The sequence below is a fragment of the Alcanivorax sp. HI0044 genome (assembly GCF_001634945.1).
In genome coordinates this window covers 1-726 of record NZ_LWEZ01000564.1, presented here as the reverse complement: position 1 = coordinate 726, position 726 = coordinate 1, and the positions used below count along the sequence as shown (strand labels likewise).

Sequence of the window (726 nt, the reverse complement as noted above, 5' to 3'; positions counted from 1 at the left end):
GGCTTGGATATATGGTCGTTCATGCCGCAGGCGCAGCAGCTGTCACGTTGCTCTGTGGTGGCATGGGCGGTGAGCGCCAGAATGGGCAGCGGTTCTCTACCTAGCTGACTTTCCAGATCACGGATAAGCCGTGTGGTTTGATAGCCATCCAGTCCCGGCATTTCGCAGTCCATCAATATCATATCCGCGAAGTCCTGTTGCTGGCTTATCGCCTGCAAGGCTTCTTCACCGCTGCTGGCAAGCTTGACCTCCACGGACAGGGTGTCGAGCAGTGCCCCAATCACCATCTGGTTAACGGCGTTGTCTTCCACCACGAGGACGCGTAGCCCCTCGGTACCATGCTGCGCCGGACGTTCCGGCTGGTTCTCGTTTTTCTCGCTTCGTTGCAGAGGGACCGTAAGGGTAAATATGGAGCCCTTGGCGGGTTTACTGCGTGCCTCCAGCCGTCCTTGCATTAGTTCAGCCAGCTGCCGGGAAATGGCCAGCCCCAGGCCGGTTCCGCCGTATTTTCGTGAGGTGGAGCTGTCTGCCTGCTGAAAGGAGTGAAACAGGTTGCTCAGTTCCTCACGGCTGATACCGATGCCATGATCCGATACCTGGCAGCTGAGCAACAGGGTGTCACGTTCCAGGCTGTCTGCGGTGCGGGCTTTAAGGGCGATTTCTCCGTGATCGGTAAATTTCACCGCATTGGAAAGCAAATTGAGCAATATCTGACGTAGCCGTGTC

1 protein-coding gene is annotated in these 726 nt (G+C 56.9%); it reads right to left on the bottom strand.

Going from position 1 to position 726, the window contains the following annotated elements; translation table 11 throughout:
• The coding region (locus A3730_RS06805) for an ATP-binding protein (RefSeq protein WP_156501004.1) at positions 1-726 on the bottom strand (726 nt) is incomplete at both ends.